The organism is Bifidobacterium criceti (assembly GCF_002286935.1).
GTDB lineage: Bacteria > Actinomycetota > Actinomycetes > Actinomycetales > Bifidobacteriaceae > Bifidobacterium > Bifidobacterium criceti.
The window spans coordinates 51,103-68,572 of record NZ_MVOH01000005.1 but is presented as its reverse complement, the minus strand read 5'-3'; the positions used below and the strand labels follow the sequence as shown (position 1 = coordinate 68,572).

At 63.8% G+C, this 17,470-nt stretch carries 15 protein-coding genes and 1 tRNA gene; 2 read left to right on the top strand and 14 right to left on the bottom strand.

Annotation, left to right across the window (positions count from 1 at the left end; translation table 11 throughout):
- Positions 1-19: 19 nt before the first annotated feature.
- The 6 genes from B1526_RS01695 to B1526_RS01670 form a co-directional block, all read right to left on the bottom strand.
- A complete protein-coding gene (locus B1526_RS01695; RefSeq protein WP_095614402.1) occupies positions 20-1,330 on the bottom strand; it encodes a homoserine dehydrogenase in 1,311 nt (436 codons plus the stop codon).
- A gap of 108 nt (positions 1,331-1,438) precedes the next feature.
- The gene (locus B1526_RS01690; protein WP_095614401.1) at positions 1,439-3,028 is read right to left on the bottom strand and encodes a diaminopimelate decarboxylase family protein; all 1,590 of its coding nucleotides are present in this window, start codon (positions 3,026-3,028) and stop codon (positions 1,439-1,441) included.
- A 50-nt stretch (positions 3,029-3,078) separates the two neighbouring features.
- Positions 3,079-4,875, bottom strand: a complete 1,797-nt coding sequence (argS, locus tag B1526_RS01685) for an arginine--tRNA ligase (RefSeq protein WP_095614400.1) — start codon at positions 4,873-4,875, stop codon at positions 3,079-3,081.
- Between the two features lie 69 nt (positions 4,876-4,944).
- The gene (locus B1526_RS01680; RefSeq protein WP_095614413.1) at positions 4,945-6,402 is read right to left on the bottom strand and encodes a glycoside hydrolase family 30 protein; all 1,458 of its coding nucleotides are present in this window, start codon (positions 6,400-6,402) and stop codon (positions 4,945-4,947) included.
- Between the two features lie 77 nt (positions 6,403-6,479).
- The gene (locus B1526_RS01675; protein ID WP_095614399.1) at positions 6,480-6,878 is read right to left on the bottom strand and encodes a Rid family detoxifying hydrolase; all 399 of its coding nucleotides are present in this window, start codon (positions 6,876-6,878) and stop codon (positions 6,480-6,482) included.
- A 209-nt stretch (positions 6,879-7,087) separates the two neighbouring features.
- Positions 7,088-7,160: transfer RNA gene (locus tag B1526_RS01670), tRNA-Arg, on the bottom strand.
- An 86-nt stretch (positions 7,161-7,246) separates the two neighbouring features.
- On the opposite strand from B1526_RS01670, the gene B1526_RS01665 reads away from it, so the two are divergent.
- Positions 7,247-7,885 (top strand): CYTH domain-containing protein, encoded by a 639-nt coding sequence (locus B1526_RS01665; protein WP_407640980.1) that lies wholly within the window; start codon positions 7,247-7,249, stop codon positions 7,883-7,885.
- Between the two features lie 16 nt (positions 7,886-7,901).
- Here the strand turns inward: B1526_RS01665 and B1526_RS01660 are convergent, their stop codons facing one another.
- The 4 genes from B1526_RS01660 to B1526_RS01645 form a co-directional block, all read right to left on the bottom strand.
- Positions 7,902-9,134: an acyltransferase family protein gene (locus B1526_RS01660; protein ID WP_157908668.1), complete on the bottom strand. Its 1,233-nt coding sequence runs from the start codon at positions 9,132-9,134 to the stop codon at positions 7,902-7,904.
- 206 nt (positions 9,135-9,340) lie between these two features.
- Positions 9,341-10,294, bottom strand: a complete 954-nt coding sequence (locus tag B1526_RS01655; RefSeq protein ID WP_095614396.1) for a tetratricopeptide repeat protein — start codon at positions 10,292-10,294, stop codon at positions 9,341-9,343.
- 73 nt (positions 10,295-10,367) lie between these two features.
- A complete protein-coding gene (locus B1526_RS01650) occupies positions 10,368-11,375 on the bottom strand; it encodes a hypothetical protein (RefSeq protein ID WP_095614395.1) in 1,008 nt (335 codons plus the stop codon).
- Positions 11,375-12,772, bottom strand: a complete 1,398-nt coding sequence (locus tag B1526_RS01645; RefSeq protein WP_235606981.1) for a GTPase — start codon at positions 12,770-12,772, stop codon at positions 11,375-11,377. Before B1526_RS01645 ends, B1526_RS01650 begins: the two co-directional genes overlap by 1 nt.
- Positions 12,773-12,859: 87 nt before the next feature.
- On the opposite strand from B1526_RS01645, the gene B1526_RS01640 reads away from it, so the two are divergent.
- Positions 12,860-13,843, top strand: a complete 984-nt coding sequence (locus tag B1526_RS01640; RefSeq protein WP_095614394.1) for an FKBP-type peptidyl-prolyl cis-trans isomerase — start codon at positions 12,860-12,862, stop codon at positions 13,841-13,843.
- A gap of 88 nt (positions 13,844-13,931) precedes the next feature.
- Here B1526_RS01640 and nucS read toward each other — a convergent pair whose 3' ends face one another.
- The 4 genes from nucS to B1526_RS01620 all read right to left on the bottom strand — a co-directional run bounded on the left by nucS (position 13,932) and on the right by B1526_RS01620 (position 17,469).
- The gene (nucS, locus tag B1526_RS01635; protein WP_095614393.1) at positions 13,932-14,636 is read right to left on the bottom strand and encodes an endonuclease NucS; all 705 of its coding nucleotides are present in this window, start codon (positions 14,634-14,636) and stop codon (positions 13,932-13,934) included.
- Between the two features lie 122 nt (positions 14,637-14,758).
- Positions 14,759-15,058, bottom strand: coding sequence for a F0F1 ATP synthase subunit epsilon (locus B1526_RS01630; RefSeq protein WP_095614392.1), 300 nt, complete (start codon positions 15,056-15,058; stop codon positions 14,759-14,761).
- Positions 15,059-15,060: 2 nt separating this feature from the next.
- Positions 15,061-16,548, bottom strand: coding sequence for a F0F1 ATP synthase subunit beta (gene atpD, locus B1526_RS01625; protein WP_095614391.1), 1,488 nt, complete (start codon positions 16,546-16,548; stop codon positions 15,061-15,063).
- A gap of 9 nt (positions 16,549-16,557) precedes the next feature.
- Positions 16,558-17,469 carry a F0F1 ATP synthase subunit gamma gene (locus B1526_RS01620; protein ID WP_095614390.1) on the bottom strand — a complete coding sequence of 304 codons (912 nt, stop codon included), beginning with the start codon at positions 17,467-17,469 and terminating at the stop codon, positions 16,558-16,560.
- Between the last annotated feature and the right edge of the window lies 1 nt (position 17,470).

The following is a 17,470-nucleotide window of genomic DNA, read 5'->3' as shown; positions in this document are numbered from 1 at the left end:
TGTTGCAGCCGGGCGCGGATCAGTCGAGCACGCGGATGATCGACGGATCGCCGGTCACGCAGTCGAGCCCGCACACTTCGGCGACGGTCGCGCGCAGCGTCGTCTCGTCGGTCATATGCGTCACGAGGCGCAGCTGCTGGATCTCGCCGTCGTATCCCGGATCCTTGAGCGTCGGCTTGAGGTCCTGGTTGACGCCGTTGATCGAGACGCCGTTCTTCGCGAAGACCGCCGAGATCTGCGCGAGGACACCCGGATTGTCATGGATCAGGAAACGCACGGCGAACGCCGCGCGCGACGTGCTCAGCGGCGCGATCGGATAGTCGTTGTACATGCGGATCGCGGGTCCCGTGCAGCCCGACGCGATATGGCGCGCGACGGTCACGATATCGCCGACGACGGCGGACGCGGTCGGCGCGCCGCCCGCGCCGCGGCCGTAGAACATCAGGTCGTCGGCGTATTCGGCGCGCACGAACACGGCGTTGAACGAGCCACGCACCGACGCGAGCGGATGCTCCTGCTTGATGAGCGCCGGGTAGACACGCGCGGAGACGCCATCATCGGTCTTGTCGACGACGGCGAGCAGCTTGATGACACGTCCTTCCGCGGTCGCGGCCGCGATGTCGTCCGCCGTGATGTGCGTGATGCCTTCGACGGTCACATCGTCGATGCCGACGTTCGTATGGAAGCCGAGCGTCGCCATGATCGCGGCCTTGTTCGCCGCGTCGTAGCCTTCGATGTCACCGGTAGGATCGGCCTCGGCGTAGCCCTTCGCCTGCGCGTCCTTGAGCGCGACGTCGAAATCGAGTCCCTTCGTCGTCATCTCGTCGAGGATGTAGTTCGTCGTGCCGTTGACGATGCCGAGCATGTCCTTGACCTGGTCACCGACGAGCGATTCGCGCAAGGGTCGCACGATCGGGATCGCACCGCCGACCGCCGCTTCGAAATAGATGTCGACGTTGTTGTCTTCGGCCGTCTTGTACAGTTCCGGGCCGTACTTCGCGAGGAGCGCCTTGTTCGCGGTCACGACGGACGCGCCGTTGTTCATCGCCTCAAGCACGAACGTGCGTGCGACGCCGGTGCCGCCGATGAGTTCGACGACGATGTCCGCGTTCTTGACGACGCTCATCGTGTCGCTTGTCAGCAACGATTTGTCAATCCACGGGAAGTCGACTTCCTCCGGATCGAGGCACGCGACACCGGACAGCTCGATCGGACGACCGATGCGCTGCGCGAGCTCATCCTTCTGTTCGACGAGCAGGCGCGCGGTCTGCGAGCCCACCGTTCCTGCGCCAAGCAGACCGACTCGAATCGGTGCGTTCTGTTCTGCCACTGTCCATTCCTTTCTTCGCGGCGTGCACTACTGCCGATATTGTACGGGGAAGCTATGAGCACGACGCCCATGCTTCCCCTATATGGAATCCGTCAGAGTTTCGACAGCTCATTCACTCACATCGAACGCGAGCAGATCGTCGATCGTCTCGCGACGCATCATCAGATGCGCACCGTGCGCATCGACGCCGACGACGGCCGGGAAAAGCGCCATGTTGTAGTTGCTCGCCATCGAACGGCCATACGCGCCCGTCACCGGCACCGCGAGGATATCACCACGGCGCACATCTCCGGGCAGCTTGACCTCGTCGACGACGATGTCCCCGGATTCGCAATGGACACCGACGACACGCGACAGGCGCGCAGGTTCGTCGGATGTGCGGTTCGCGAGGACCGCCGTGTACTTCGCGCCGTAGAGCGCCGGACGGATGTTGTCGCTCATGCCGCCATCGACGGCGACATAGTCGCGTTCATGGATCGCTTCGCCAGCGCTGTCCGTGAACCCGTCACCAAGATGCACGGTCTTGACGGCACCGACCGTGTACAGTGTGACACCTGCCGGCGCGACGATCCAACGTCCCGGTTCGAACGAGATGACCGGCGCGGGCATGCCGAGCAGGCGGTTCGTCTTCGTGACGGCCTCGGCGAGGCGCGCGAGCTCGCGGTCGACGTCCATGCGGTCCTCATCGTCGGTGTACGCGACCGAATAGCCGCCGCCAAGATCGACCTCCGGAAGCGTATAGCCGTTCGTCGCATAGAACGTCTTGCGCAGCAGCATCATGCGCTTGCCCGCCTGGATGAACGCCTCGGCGTCATGGATGTTCGAGCCGATATGCGAATGGATGCCGACGAGCTCAAGGTTGTCATACGTCGCGATGTCGCGCAGCACGGCGATCGCGGGACCATTCGCGACGACCTCCATCGCCGCGGCGAGCAGCCGGTCGCCCTCCGTCACATCGGCGGCGGTCAGATCGTACGGGTAGCGCACATCATAGCGCAGTTCGAGTTCCGCGCGAGCCTCCGTCTCCCCCGACTCCTCAAGCTCGTCCTCGCGCATGAGCGCGTTCGCGGCTGCGGGCGTGACATCATCGAGCGCGTCGATGTTGTCGACGATCGACGTGTCCGCACCGGCGGGCAGCAGCGCGACACCGAATTTCTGGTCCTCGTGCGCGGTCGAGACGAACTCGTGGCCGCCCGCATGGATGCCCGACGTCACACGCAGCATGACGCGCGCGCGTTTGCCGAGGCGCTTCGCGATTGTGGCGATGCGTGCAGGCTCATCGGGCGCGTCGATGACGATCTTCGAGAAACCCTCCTCGATCGCGAGCGCGATCTCCTCGTCGCTTTTGTTGTTGCCGTGCAGCACGAGGCGGCGTCCGGGGACGCCCGCGGCGAGCGCGATCTTCATTTCACCGAGCGTGCATGTGTCGACGTACATGCCCTCCTCGGTCACGATGCGCGCGATCTCCTTGCTCAGGAACGCCTTCGCCGCATAGCTGACATGTGTCGTAGTGTTGCTGAACGCGCGTGTGGCGGCCTTGACGAAATGTTTCGCACGCGAGCGCACTTCGTCAAGGTCGTAGACGTAGAGCGGCGAACCGTATTCGTTGACGAGCGCGCTCGCGGTGATGCCGTGGAACGTCAGTTCGCCGTTGGCGTCGCGCGTCGTGTCCTGCGGCCATATCGGGCTTATCGCCATGGTCGTTCCTTTCTGTTCTGTCCTCTCTTACCGCACTGCGGGGTTGTGGGTCACATCTTGTCGGGGGCGGTCACGCCGAGCAGATCGAGGCCGTTCGCGATGACGGTCTGCACGGCGTCGTTGAGCTTGAGTCGTGCGGCGGAGCGTGCGGGTTCGGGGCATTTCGCGATGCGTGTCGCCTCACGTGTCGCATCGTCGGCGCGTTCCTCGGCTTCGGTGAGTGCCATCGGCACGACGCGTTCGACGTTGTACCACTTGTGGTAGGCGGCCGCGAGGTCCTCGAGATAGTGGGCGATGCGGTGCGGCGCGCGCATATCGCCCGCTTGGGCGAGCACGGACGGCCATTGTGCGAGCATCGCGATGACCTCGCCGTCCGCTTCGGTGTCGAGGAGCGCCATGTCCGCGCCATGCCGTGTGATGTTCGCGGCGGCCGCGTTGCGGTCGACGTTGCACGAGCGCGCATGCGCGTACTGCACATAGTAGACGGGGTTGTCGTTCGAATGCGACGCGAGCAGGTCGAGGTCGATGTCGACGGGCGAATTGTAGTCGGTGCGCGCAAGCGAATAGCGTGACGCGTCGACGCCGATCGCATCGATGAGGTCGTCGATCGTGACGACGTTGCCGGCGCGTTTGCTCATGCGTACGGCTTTGCCATCCTTCATGACGTTGACGAGCTGTCCGATGAGAATCTGCATGTTGTCGCCCGGTTTGTCGCCGAATGCCGCACACATCGCCATCATGCGGCCGATGTAGCCATGGTGGTCGGCACCGAGCATGTAGATCGCGACGTCCGCCGGATGGTTGGCACGGTGGCGTTTGTTGCGGTAATAGGCGATGTCGGCGGCGAAGTATGCGTAGTTGCCGTCGGATTTGATGATGACGCGGTCTTTGTCGTCACCGTGCTTCGTCGACGCGAACCACGTCGCGCCGTCCTTCTCGTAGATGTCGCCGCGTGCGCGCAGGTCGTCGATCGCCTTCTCGACTTCGCCGTCCTCGTACAGGCTGTTCTCGTGGAACCAGACGTCGAAATGGACGCGGAACTCCTGCATCGAATGCTGGATTTCGTCGAACATCATCGGCACCGCGCGCTTGCGGAACTCCTCACGTTGTGCGGAATCGCCCTCGCCAAGCGGCTCGCCCTTCTCATCGGCGCCGCCATCGACGCGCGGAAGGTCGAGGATATCGATGCCGTCGGCGTTCGCTTCGACGATGACACGTCGCGCAATCTCATCGATGTAGGCGCCCTTGTACCCGTCGACCGGTGTCGGCTCGCCATGCGCGGCCGCGACGAGCGACTTCGCGAAACGGTTGATCTGCTCGCCATGGTCGTTGAAGTAATATTCGCGCACGACGTCGGCTCCGTTCGCCTCAAGCACGCGCGCCATCGAATCGCCGACGGCCGCCCAACGCGTGCCGCCGATATGGATAGGTCCGGTCGGGTTCGCGGACACGAATTCAAGATTGAGCGTACGTCCTGCGAGATGGTCGTTGCGGCCAAATGCGGCACCCTCGGCGAGTGCCCGATCGACGACTTGCGCGGCCGACGCGGAATCAAGCGTGATGTTGATGAAACCGGGGCCGGCGACTTCGACGCTCATGACGCCGTCCGCATCACGAAGGCGCGCGGCGAACAGTTCGGCGAGGTCACGTGGCTTCATGCCCGCTTGCTTCGCGAGCTGCATCGCGGCGTTCGACGCCCAGTCGCCATGCGCGCGATCCTTCGGGCGCATGACGGCGAATCTGGATTCGCCGGGGATCAGGTCAACGGTCAGGTCGCCCGCCTGGCCTTCGGAGACAAGCTGCTGGGCGATGCTATACAACAGTGCACTTAACGCTTCAGGACTCATTCCACCAAGTCTACCGTCCAAGCAGACAGAACACGGGACGGCCCCCACCACCACTGTGGACGCGCATGATCATCGACGGATATCGCACAACGTCGTGAGCGAACGCGCGGGCAGCCGTACAATCGCACCGCCTATGCGCAGACGTGCAGGCGACTCGCGTTCGTTCGTGACGACAGCCGCGATACGGCCGTCCGTCGTGCCAAACACGGCCGCATGCAACCCGTGCGCGTCGCGCAACGTGTGCGTGAGGACGGCGGAACCCGGTTGCACGAACTTCGCGAAATGCGCGAGGATGTAGTAATCGGCGTTGCGCGTGATCGTGCGCGAACGCGTATCGATCGTCAACAGTCCACGGTTCTGCGAATGGCGGTGGTCGTTGCGTAGATAGTAGTAGTCGGGGCCGCCGCGTTCGTCGAGCGCGATGTTCCACAATACGGCCGACTGCGCCCAGTTGTTCATCATCGCGACGATGCGCGCGGACGTGTGCACGAGCGCGTCATCCCAATTGCGCGGGCCCCAATCGCCGCCCGAGGCCTCCGTCACCCAGATGCCTTTGTCCGGCCAGATGCGGTGGATGTCGCTCATCGTGCGCGACGCGCCGCCATAATAGTGCCATGCGGAGCCGGCGACGGCCGCGTACGCGCGCGGATCGGCGTACAGTTCGCGCACGAAACGGCCGTCGGGATAATGGTCGGTCGAATAATTGTGGTCCCAACACATGATGCGGACGTTCCCAAGGCCGTGCGCGCGCAGGCACGGCGCGAGGAACCTTGCGACGAAACGCGCCTGCTGCGCCGGCGTCATCGCCATCGACGGCCAGCGGGATTGCGGATAATCGGGTTCGTTCGTCGGTGTGACCCCGAAGACATGCAGCCCCGCGTCACGGTAGCATTCGATGAACCGGGTGAGGTATTCGGCGTACGCACCGTACGCGCGCGGGCGCAGATACCCGGTCAGACGGGTGAATGTGCGTTTGCCGAGCACGGAACGGTTCGTCTTCATCCACGCGGGAGCGCTCCACGGGGAGACGATGATGTTGAGCGGGCCCCCATCGGGTGCGCTGTGGGCGCGAATCGAGCGCGCAGCGAGCAGCAACGGCAGGATTTCGCGAATTTCAGGCGAAAAATCAATCGAGCGCAGACGCATATCGGCGCGTCGGCGCGTGAAACGGTACGGACGTGTCACATGGTCGGAGGGGCCGATCGGCTGGCGCAGCATCGAGACGCCGATGCCATTGCGGACACTGAACAGGTCGGTGAGGACGGCAGAACGTGTCGCGGACGGCAGACGCGCAATGAGCGCGGCGGACGCCTGCGTGAGCGACGCCCCGAAACCGTCGATCGGCTGCCGTGGACGGGAGGGGTCGATCGTGAGCGTCGCGATTGCGGAACCGGCGGAATCTGCGGCGTCGGTGGCTTCAGCAGAACCACCATCGGCGGCGAGCAGGAACGCGGATGGCTCAAACTCGCTCAACGCAGCCGCGAGCGCGGTGTCGGAGGCATTCGCATAGGTCGTGAACATGCGCATGGGCACACTGTACCGCGCGCGGATGTGGTCCGCGGCGCATAGTGCGCCCATGTGCCGATGAGCGAAACGGGCGGATGTCAGTTCTGCGGAACGGCGGCGATGACGTCGATCTCGACGAGCGCGCCCTTCGGGATCATGTTGTTGCCGAACGCGACGCGCGCGGGCTTGACGGTGCCGGTGAACGTCTTCGCGTAGACGCCGTCCACTTCGGCGAAGTCCTCGACGTTGCGCAGATAGATCGTCGCACGGCACACGTGTTCGACACCACAGCCGGCGGCGGCGAGGATGTTCGTGATGTTCTTGAGCGCACGGGCGGCCTGGTCGGCGGCCGTGACACCGTCGAGCTCACCGGTCGCCGGATCGATGCCGAGCTGGCCGGAGACGAAGACGAATCCGTTCGCCTGCACGGCCTGACTGTAGGCCCCGAGCGCCGCGGGCGCCTCGGTCGTCGCGATCGCCTTGAGATTTTCGTACATAGCGCTTCCCTTTCCTTGTGGTCCTTATGTCCCTATGGTTGTTGCCGTCGTGTGCCGCACGCAATTGACGGCACGGTCATTCGGCATCATAACGGCGTGGACGTTGCGCGCGTGCGCCATCGGCCACGTTGTGGGCACACGCACCAATGCGGATATGCAGGCGGATATGCGAAACCCCGTCCTGAACGAATCAGGACGGGGCCAACGGGTGGGCTTAATGGGGTTCGAACCCACGACCTTTCGCTCCGGAGGCGAACGCTCTATCCACTGAGCTACAAGCCCATAGCACATCCCTACAATACACGAAACCCTGACGTTGCGCCACGGCACGCGCTACGGACGCACCCCACTACACTGTGATTATGGACATGACGATCAATGGGATGCCGCCGCTCGACGAATTCCAGTATGAGCGGCGATTCTTCTGCCACGCGATGCCGACGGAATTCGATGACGGCGACGCGCCGGCGCTCATCATCCAAAGCTATTTCGTGCACGCCGACAACTATGCGTTGCGCATACGCCTCACGACGCATTCGCTGCGTGTCGCGATGTCCGCCGACCTCGACGCGCGCGCCGTGCTCGCCGCGCACCGCGACGAGTTCCGCACCGCGGCGCTCGCAGTGAAGGGACCATCCGTCGGCGGCACGCGGTACGAGGCGTCACGGGAGATCGACGCGCACATCGCAGCCGAACTCGTGTTGCGCGGCGGCGACGTCATCATCAAGAACCGGTACACGGCGTGGATAGGCGCGGACGGATGGAACATCGACGTGTTCGGCGGCGCGAACGCACCCCTCGTCATCGCGGAGGCGCAACGCAGCACGCCGGTGACGAACCTCATCATCCCACGGTTCTGCATCACCGAGATCACCGACGAACCACGCTTCAGCAACGACGACCTCTCATGGCGTCCGTTCGGCGCGTGGAAGGACGATTTCGCACGCGAACTCGACGACGAAGGGCCGTCGTTCCAACAGTTGTTCGGTACGAACACGATGGAGTGACGGCCCGTCGCGCCTGTCAAGCGTCGCGGGACACGGAGACATCAGTGGGTGGAATGGGCTGATCGGCCTGGTTCAGCAATGCCGCACTGCCGATGTCCCCCGCCGCGGCGGCAGGCTCATCGGCCACGACGGCACGGAGACGACGCACCCATGTGCGCGAATCGACGAAACGGGCCACGCGGTCGAACCAACCACCGCGGTTGCGGTCGACCGTAACAGAGAACAGCGCTTTCCTCATACAATCCACGACCATGCAACCGACGAAGACGATGAGGATACTCACGGCGGCCCGCAGCACCGCGTGCGGCATACGGTAATCCCGTTCGGCAACGAACCATTGGTGCCACAGCAGCTCACGCACAGGCGGATATGAATGGATCAGGTAGATGCCGAACGTCGTGCCGGCGAGATAGTTGATGACCTTGTTCACGAAGAAACGACGTTCCGCGAGCAGCAGCAGACCGAATCCGATCATGATGACCGGCACCATCACACACTTGCTCGAAAGGTAATGGGAGTGGATGCGCAACGCGTCGATGTGCAGGGCGGATCCGAGGAACTGCAGCACGACAATGGAACCCATGATGAGCACGACACCGGCACCGACGAGCGCCCACGCCGTCTTGCGGCTCCAATCGTCGAGATACCAACGGTAGAACGTCATCAGCACGTACAGGTACAGGAAATCGATGAAGCTCTGCCCGATGAGCTGGAACATGTCGAACGGCAGCATGCCCGAGACGGCACCCCACACGACGAGCATGAACATGCACAGCGCACCATGCGCCTTCTTGCCGATCGCGCGCAGTCCCACGGTGATGTACGGGGACAGGCACAGGAACAGCACATAGGCGGTCACGTACCACCAGACGAGACCGGACGTGGTGGGGATGAACGAGTAGACAATCGTCTTCTTCGAGATGAGGTCGGGACGGAAGACAACGAACAACAGCATGAATCCCAGACTATAGAACAGCACCTCACGCTCAAGGATCCATGAGCGCTTGAGCCCCTTGCGGATCGTCGGGTTCCGTTCCTCGCACAAGTACCAGGCGGAGATGAGGAAGAAGATGACGAGACCGATCTTTCCGAGTGCATAGATTCCTTCGAACACAAACAGTCGACCGGATATCGGTTCCATGTCGAGATGCCGGATCAACGGATTCATCGTCACATAATGATGTGCCACGATCATGAGCATCGCGATGAGGCGCAGCAGTTCGACGCTTGAATTTCGTTCCTTCTTCACGTTCCTCGTCCTTCTTCCCACGTGTTTGCCCATGGTTCCTTGTGTCCCCTTGTATTTCCTCGAATGTGCTTGGTTGTAGCGGTAACAGTCTATCAACGATACCGTCGTGTTCGACCATCGAATCCGCAGAACACAAGACTCCCGCGGCCTTACGGCACACGGGAGTCAAGGGTATCGGACGACGGAAGGATGTTGGTTCGCGGACTTCAGTACATGAGCGTCGCGAGGCGGCGGCGTGCGCGTGCGACGCGCTCGTCGCCGGCGTCGGGGATGAGGAAGTATTCGAGCATCCGTTCACGCACCGGTTCGATGTTGTCGCGGTGCGCGGCGGCGAAGTCGAGGAGACGGCCGAACGCGTCATCGATCTGTCCGCCGATCATATCGACGTCGGCGACGGCGAGCTGCGCGTCGACATCGTCCGGATCATCGGCCGCGGCTTTGCGCACGTCGCGCACATCGGCGTTCGCGGAACGCGCGAGCAGCAGCGCCTTCGCGCGTTCGCGGCGCGCGAGGTCATCCGACGGGTCGGCTTCGAGGACCTGCTCGTAGGCGGCCGCCGCGCCCGCGTAATCGCCTTCCTGGGCGAGGCGGTGCGCTTCGGCGTGTGCCGGCGGGACGTGCGGCTCGGCGGGTTGCGCCGCATCCGCACCGCCGTCCTTCGTGCCTTCGATGTACGGTGCGGTCCCCGTCACGCCCGACTGCGCGGCGACCTGCACGAGCTGCGGCAGCACATGCGTCGTGATCTGCTCGAGTTCCTCATCGGTCGGCACACCCTGCAGGATCGGCATCGGACGGCCCGCGATGAGCGCGAAGAGCGCCGGCGCGCCTTGGATGCCGAAGGCCTGCGCGATCGCCGGGTCCTTCGCGACGTCGATGCGTGCGAGCTGCAGCTGCCCGTTCATGCCGTTGACCGCGTCGCCGACCGCCTGTGCCATCGGGAAGCAGCGGTCGTCCGTCTCGACCCACATGAGCAGCACGATCGGGAACGTCGCCGACGATTCGACCATCGCCTGGAAATTGCGTTCCGTCACGTCGATGACGTAGCCGCCGGCCGCGGGAGCGCCGCCCGTCTGCCCCGGTTCCGCCTTCGTCTGGTGCTTGAGCGCCTCGAGGTCGACCGCTCCCGCAAGCGAGATGCCCGGTTTGAAATCCTGTGCCATGATTGATTGCCTCTTTTCGATGGTTGCTCCGCTGCCTGTGCGCGCCGTGCGCCGCTCGCGCCGGTGGCCGCGCTCAGACGGCTTCGACTTTGACGACCTGGCGTTCCGCGCCGACCGCCTGCACTTTCTGCCCCGATTTCTCCGGCGGCACATAGAGCGCGATGACGTTGACGTACGTCGCCTTCATTGTGCTCGTCGCCTTGCCGTCCGCGAAAATCGCACGTTCGGCGTCCGACGCCGGTTGTGATTCGCGTCCTTCGCCCGCCGTGCGCGTCCATACGGAATCGATTTGCGCGACGACGAGGTCGCCGCCGTCCGACGACCGCATGACCTGCATCTGCCCTTCGACGGGCGTGAACGTCTGCTCCTGCGTGCCTTTGTTGCGTTCCATGCCCTGCTGGACCGTCGCCGAAAGCTGCGTGAGGTTGTCGCGGAAATAGTCGGCGTCGAAATCGCCCGCGTACTGGCTCTTCGTACCATGCTGCAGGACGTCGGCGTAGCGTGTCACGGCTTCCTTCGGCGTCATGACGAGGTTCGTGTCGTCCTCATGCCCCATCTGCGAACCGATCGTCGGCACGGTGAACTTCGGCATCTTCGCGCCTTGGAACAGACGTGTGACGCCCCACAGGCGGTAGTTCTCGCGCGCGTCGCCCTGCGTGAACACGAGGAGGCGTTCCGACTGCTGGTCCTCGGTCGTCGTCGTGATCGAGAACACGGCGCGCGGCCATCCGTTGTCGGTCGGGATGACGGTCTGCGTCAGGTCGTCCGGGATCGTCGTCTTCGGGTCGAGGTTGCCGTTCTTCTGCGCGACCTTGAGTTCGCTTGTGCGAATCTCGAGTTCCGGTCCGCTCATCGCCTGCGCAAGGTTCGTGGGATCCTTCGTGTCGTTGCACTCCTTGATCGTCGCGAGCAGGTCCGTTCGGATCTGCCGCTCCTGCGCTTCGGTGAGGTCGGGCGTCGCCGATGCGGCCGATGTCGGCGCTTTGACGGTCGGTACCGTGCCCTCGCATGCGCCGAGCGCGCACGTCATGCCGAGCGCGAGCACGGCCGCGGTCGCTGCGGTCAGTGAACGTCGTTTCATCACTCGTTCTCCTTGGTTGTCGCGTCGTCCGCCGTGTCGACCGTCACCGTGGCCTGCGCCACGTCCGTGTCGGCGTCCGCGGCCGTGTCCTCTGACGTGTCCGTATCTTCCGCACGATCGGTATTCTCGACGACTTCCTCGACGGTGTTCTCGGCAGTGCCGCCGACAGTGTCTGCGTCTTCTGCGGCGCCGTCATCATCGGAGGTTCCCCCGTTGTCCCCGGTGTCCGGCGTCTCGTCCGTATCCGTCCTGACGACGGGGATCGGTCCGGTCTCCTCGACGAGGCGTGCGAAATACGCCTGGAGTTCTTCAGGGGTGATGACCGATGTCGCCTCGTCCGACGACGCATCCGACGACGACGTGCGCGCGGGGCCGTCGTCGGCGTGGCGCGCCTGTTCGGCTACGAGGTTGCGCGACATCGGGTCGACGATCTGCGGACCGTCCTCGCTCTCGGGCGCGGCCGCGCCGGCATGGCGCCCATGTCGGCCGCGCGGCTTGCCATCCGCGGACTTCGGACGTTTGCGCGGTTTGAGACTTGCGAACGTGCCTGCGACAGCGGCCGTGATCGTCGTCGTCTCCTCCTCACGCTCCTTTTTCTCGCGCGGTTTGACGAACTTCGCGAAACGGTTGCGCCGGCTCTCGGGATCCATCGCGAAGACCGACGCGGACAGGACCGCGAGGATCGCGCACAGGCCGCCGCCGAAGTACCACGGCATCGCGAAGTCCGGTACGCTCTGGCGCGTCCAATGCATGCTGATCGTCGCGTCCGACGCGTCGCCGCCGAAATCGATGATCGCGACCTGCGTCGCCTTCGCATCCGAAAGACGCAACGACGCGCTCCCATCCCCGCACGACGTGTCGGCCCACATGTCCGAATCGGCGAACGCGACCTGCTGTGTGGACGCCGACGCGGTGCCCTGTGCCTTCTCCTTGACCGTCGACAGCGTACTCCATGTGTCAAGCCCGGTCACGCGCGTATACGGCTCCCCCGCAAGCCATCCGGACGCGTCCTTCGGGCTCGTGATCGCGATGCACGTCTGCGGCTCCTTCGCCGCGTCCCCCGCGTTCGCATCATCGGTCGCCGTATCGTCCACGGTCGATGCACCGTTCGCTGCGGGCGTGACCGATGCCGCTTCGGCGCGCATGTCGACGAGTGTATCGACAAGGTCGAGGACACCGGGATCGACGATGACATACCGAGTGTCGCCGACGTGCGCGACCGCGGTGATCTCACGGCTCGGTTTCCATATCGTCTGGTTGAGGATGCCGAACACGATGCAGGTCACGGCAAGCAAACCGAAAATCGGCGTCACGATGCCGCGCATGATCTTCGCGTGCCGCGAAGGCACCGGATGTCTGCGCGGCGCACGCGTTTCTTCTTGTTGACCGTCGTTCATCACGTATCCATTCTACAAGCCGTGCCCCTTCACGACTCCTTTACCGTTTCCGCGGATAAATCAGGGAGAGGCGTTACTGTGGTGGCTATGCAACATACTTCTCTAGTAACTACTATCACACGCGCCGCATCGGCCGTCGGCGCGCTCGCTCTATGCGTAAGCATCGCGGCGTGTGGATCGGGGTCGCCGGACGCGTCGTCAAGCGGTTCCGCAACGGCGTCAGCGAACGCGACGGTGCCGAAGCTCGAAGGCGTCAAGGCGAGCGGCACACCTGGCGAGAAGCCGAAGATCGAGTTCAAGAAGGGCCTCAAGATCGAGAACAATAGCGCCGCTGTGCTTCAGGAAGGCAACGGCGAGGCGCTCAAGGGCGGCGACCGCATTTGCGCGCAGCTGACGCAGTACAGCGCGAAATCGGGCGAGGAGGTCGCGACGACGTGGAAGGACAACGTCCCCGACTGCTCGCTCGTCTACAACCCGGACAACGGGGTGACGAACATCGAAAGCGCGACGCTCGAGCAGATCGCGAACACAACGCTCAAAGGCAAGAAACTCAATACGACGATCGGCATCGGCGTCAACGACGGTTCGGGTGACGACAACACATACATGCTCATCATGACGCCCGTCTCGCAGTCGAAGGACTATACGAAGGCCGAAGGCGAGAAGGTCAAGGACGTCCCCGCCGACCTGCCGAAGGTCACGCTTGACGCGAGCGGCAAGCCGTCGATCGACATGAACGGGTACAAGGGGTCGGACAAGCTCGTCGCGCAGACGCTCATCAAGGGCGACGGCCCGAAGATCGACGAGAACACGTACGCGGCCGTCGTCAACTACACCGGTTGGCTGCTCAACGGCAAGCAGTTCGACTCGTCGTGGGACCGCGGCCAGGTCTTCGACGCCGTGCTGGGCAACATGATCAAGGGCTGGCAGGAAGGCCTCGTCGGGCAGACGGTCGGCTCGCAGGTGCTCCTCGTCGTGCCGCCGGACCTCGGATACGGTGACAAGGACAATGGTGAGATCCCGGCGAACTCGACGCTCGTGTTCGTCGTCGACATCCTCGCGAAGTACTGAGTCGACGATCCCCACGAATCACGACGAAAACGGCTGCGGCCACGTCAATCGATGACGTGGCCGCAGCCGTTTTCGTCGTTGGTGACGTCTAGAAGAGACGCAACGCGCCGTCGTCGGCGCCGCGCATGTCGTCGTAGTCGAGGATGAGGCATTCGAACCCACGGTCGGTCGCGAGCGCGCGCGCCTGTGGCGCGATCGTCTGCGCCGCGAATATGCCGCGCACAGGTGCGATGAGCGGATCGCGGTTGAGTAGTTCGCAGTACCGCGTGAGTTGTTCGACGCCGTCGATGCCGCCGTGTCGTTTGATTTCGATCGCGACGTGCGTGCCTTCGGCGTCGACGGCCATGATGTCGACGGGGCCTATCGCCGTCGGGTATTCGCGGCGCACGAGTTTCGCGCCTGCGCCGATGCGTTCGATCTGTTCGGCGAGGCAGCGTTGCAGATGGTCTTCGACGCCGTCCTTCGTCAATCCCGGATCCTCGCCGAGGTCGTACGTGTCGTCGGCGTGGATGTGTTGGAGGGTCACTTCGAGTACATCGTCCGATTTCGTCGAACACGCGCGGATGACTTTCTCAGGTGTCCCCGTCGTCACGTCGTCGTCGGCGTGTTCGGGTGTGATGTCCTTGATCGTGCACGGCGCCGCCATCCAGTTGAGCGGTTTGTATGAGCCGAGTTCGGAGAAGATGAGCAGACTGTTGTCCGCTTTGATGAGCAGGACGCGGCGCGCAAGCGGCAGCGTCGCCTGCAGACGTCCCGTGTACCGCGCGCTGCAGTCGGCAACAATGATTCGCATGGGGCACCACGATACCGCGTGGCGCGCGTTCGCACAACGTGCGCGTGCGCGGCGACGCATATGGCTGCGCCCTCCACGTGTGTGCGTGGAGGGCGCAGCCATATGTCATGTCGACGTGAGCGTCACTGGATGCCGGTTTCGTCGATCGGTTGGTTCGCCATCGTGCGGCCGTGTTCGACGACGACGGTCAGCTTGTTCGAATCGAACGAGATGAATCCGTCGGTCACTTCGAACGAATGCTTCGTGCCGTCGGGTTCGGTGATGACGAGCGGACCTTCCTGGATGACGGAGAGGACGGGCTCATGCCCGGGCAGGATGCCCATGCCGCCCGCATAGGCGGGGACGAGCACGGACTTCGCCGTTCCGCTCCAAACCGGATGGTCAGCGGAGACGATATTCACGTCCATCGTCGCGCCGGCCATGATCACTCACCGTATTCCTTCTGCATCTTGTGCCACTTCTTCTCGAGGTCGTCGATGCCGCCGATGCCCGAGAACGCCTGTTCCGGCACGTTGTCGTAGACGCCGTCGCAGATGCGCGTGAACGCCTCGATCGTCTCCTCCGCGGGCACATAGGAGCCCGGGACGCCGGTGAACTTCTCGGCGACGTAGAAGTTCTGGCCGAGGAACTGCTCGATCTTGCGCGCGCGGTTGACGATCATCTTGTCCTCTTCGCCGAGCTCGTCGATGCCGATGAGGGCGATGATGTCCTGCAGTTCCTTGTTGCGCTGCAGAATCGCCTTGACGCGGTTCGCGCAGTCGTAGTGAGCCTGGCCGACGTAGCGCGGGTCGAGGATGCGGGAGGTCGAGGACAGCGGGTCGACGGCCGGGTAGATGCCCTTCGACGCGATGTCGCGCGAGAGCTCGGTCGTCGCGTCGAGGTGGGCGAACGTCGTCGCCGGCGCCGGGTCGGTGTAGTCGTCGGCGGGGACGTAGATCGCCTGCAGCGACGTGATCGAATGGCCGCGCGTCGACGTGATGCGCTCCTGGAGGGAGCCCATCTCGTCGGCGAGGTTCGGCTGGTAACCGACCGCGGACGGCATGCGGCCGAGCAGCGTCGAGACCTCGGAGCCCGCCTGCGTGAAACGGAAGATGTTGTCGATGAACAGCAGCACGTCCTGATTCTCGACGTCGCGGAAATACTCCGCCATCGTCAGCGCCGTCAGCGGGACGCGCAGACGCGTGCCCGGCTGCTCGTCCATCTGGCCGAAGACGAGCGCGGTCTTCTCGAGCACGCCGGCCTCGTCCATCTCGCCGATGAGGTCGTTGCCCTCACGGGTGCGTTCGCCGACGCCGGCGAACACGGAGACGCCGCCGTGGTTCTGCGCCACGCGCTGGATCATCTCCTGGATGAGGACGGTCTTGCCGACGCCCGCGCCGCCGAACAGGCCGATCTTGCCGCCCTGCACGTACGGGGTGAGCAGATCGATGACCTTGATGCCCGTCTCGAACATCTGCGTCTTCGATTCGAGCTGGTCGAAGGCCGGCGGGTTGCGGTGGATCGGCCAACGCTCCTTGATGACGATCTTCTCGCCCGGCTTCTTGTTGAGGATGTTGCCGGCGACGTCGAAGACATGGCCCTTCGTCACATCGCCGACCGGCACCTCGATCGGGCCGCCGGTGTCACGCACCTCGGCGCCGCGCACGAGGCCGTCGGTCGACTTGAGCGCGACGCAACGGGCCGTCGAATCGCCGAGATGCTGTTCGACCTCAAGGGTGATGACGACGTCGTTGACCTCGCCCTCCTCCTGCTGACCCATCTGCTTGATCTCGACCGTAAGCGCGTTGTAGATGTCCGGCATGTGGCCGACAGGGAACTCAACGTCGATGACCGATCCCTGAATACGCGTCACATGACCGACGATTGGCTCCGCGGCTTGCGCGGCGGCCGCTGTGGTCTGTTTCTCAGCCATTTCGCGTTCCTACTCTTCCTTCTTGTTCAATGCATCGGCGCTGCCGATGATTTCGGTAAGTTCCTGGGTGATCGATGCCTGGCGCGATGCGTTGAGCTTGCGGGTCAGGTCGTTAATCAGTTCGCGTGCGTTCTCCGTCGCCGTGTGCATCGCGTTCTGCCGGCACGCGACCTCGGATGCGGCCGCTTCGAGCAGGCATTCGTGGATGCGCGAACGCACGTACTTCGGCAGCACCGCGTCGAGGACCTCGTCGAGGCTCGGTTCGAACGAGTACAGCGGCATCGCCGTCGTCGCCGTCGGATCGGGGTGCTTCGCGCCCTCGTCCTTGATGATCTCGACCGGCAGCATGCGCAGCACGCGCACCTTCTGCACGACCATGTTGATGAACTCGGTGTAGACGATGTACAGCTCGGAGACGCCACCTTGGTCGGCGGGACGCATATACGCGTCGAGCAGCGCACGGGAGATCGCGTCGGCGACTTCGACGCCAGGCCTCTCGGTATCGCCTTCCCACGTCTGTGCGAGCGGACGGTTGCGGTACTTGTAGTACGAAACACCGCGGCGACCATAGACGAACAGCTCCGGCTCCTTGCCGTCCGCGTCGAGACGCGACAGCAGATCCTCGGTTTCGCGGATGATCGATGAAGTGTACGCTCCGGCCATGCCACGGTCCGCCGTCAGCGAGAGGACGGCGACGCGCGGGTTGTCGTCCTCCTTGCTGACGATCGGATGTGAGATATGGGAGTGGGATACCAGTGTCTGGACGGCATCGAAAATCGCATCAGTGTATGGCTTCGCGTTGAGCGCGACCTCACGGGCCTGCGCGATATGCGAAGCCGCGATCATCTCCTGGGCGTTGAAGATCTTCTCCAACGAACCCGTGGAGGCGATCCTGCCCTTCAATGCGAGTTGCGATCCCATA

Coding starts and splice junctions, on each gene's coding strand:
- B1526_RS01665 (WP_407640980.1), top strand. CDS start 7,247: ATGACGATCAATGGGATGCCGCCGCTCGACGAATTCCAGTATGAGCGG.
- argS (WP_095614400.1), bottom strand. CDS start 4,875: ATGAGTCCTGAAGCGTTAAGTGCACTGTTGTATAGCATCGCCCAGCAG.
- B1526_RS01645 (WP_235606981.1), bottom strand. CDS start 12,772: ATGAACGACGGTCAACAAGAAGAAACGCGTGCGCCGCGCAGACATCCG.
- B1526_RS01655 (WP_095614396.1), bottom strand. CDS start 10,294: ATGGCACAGGATTTCAAACCGGGCATCTCGCTTGCGGGAGCGGTCGAC.
- B1526_RS01640 (WP_095614394.1), top strand. CDS start 12,860: ATGCAACATACTTCTCTAGTAACTACTATCACACGCGCCGCATCGGCC.
- atpD (WP_095614391.1), bottom strand. CDS start 16,548: ATGGCTGAGAAACAGACCACAGCGGCCGCCGCGCAAGCCGCGGAGCCA.
- B1526_RS01690 (WP_095614401.1), bottom strand. CDS start 3,028: ATGGCGATAAGCCCGATATGGCCGCAGGACACGACGCGCGACGCCAAC.
- B1526_RS01650 (WP_095614395.1), bottom strand. CDS start 11,375: ATGAAACGACGTTCACTGACCGCAGCGACCGCGGCCGTGCTCGCGCTC.
- B1526_RS01680 (WP_095614413.1), bottom strand. CDS start 6,402: ATGCGCATGTTCACGACCTATGCGAATGCCTCCGACACCGCGCTCGCG.
- B1526_RS01620 (WP_095614390.1), bottom strand. CDS start 17,469: ATGGGATCGCAACTCGCATTGAAGGGCAGGATCGCCTCCACGGGTTCG.
- B1526_RS01630 (WP_095614392.1), bottom strand. CDS start 15,058: ATGGCCGGCGCGACGATGGACGTGAATATCGTCTCCGCTGACCATCCG.
- B1526_RS01675 (WP_095614399.1), bottom strand. CDS start 6,878: ATGTACGAAAATCTCAAGGCGATCGCGACGACCGAGGCGCCCGCGGCG.
- nucS (WP_095614393.1), bottom strand. CDS start 14,636: ATGCGAATCATTGTTGCCGACTGCAGCGCGCGGTACACGGGACGTCTG.